This window comes from Planktothrix paucivesiculata PCC 9631 (assembly GCF_900009265.2).
GTDB classification, from domain to species: Bacteria; Cyanobacteriota; Cyanobacteriia; order Cyanobacteriales; family Microcoleaceae; genus Planktothrix; species Planktothrix paucivesiculata.
Genome location: NZ_LR735076.1, coordinates 1 through 207, shown reverse-complemented (window position 1 = coordinate 207; position 207 = coordinate 1). Strand labels below are relative to the sequence as shown.

Annotated in this window: 1 pseudogene; it reads left to right on the top strand. The window is 34.8% G+C overall.

The window, feature by feature from the left end:
- Positions 1–207 (top strand): annotated as a pseudogene (locus PL9631_RS25655) (IS701 family transposase); the annotation flags it as partial.

Here is a 207-nt window from a genome sequence, read left to right as displayed (position 1 = left end):
GTTCCGCTCAAAAAAAACCGGCTGGTTGATGATACAGGAGGTCAAAAAAAATATCAGCCTATTGAACAGTTAATGTGGTCTGAAATTGAAGAAAAACAGGGAAAGCTAATCAAAATAAATAAATTCCCCTCATATAAAAAGGTCAAACTATTTCGGGTGACTGTTTCTGCCAACAGAACGGAATATGTAGCTACAAATGATTTAAAT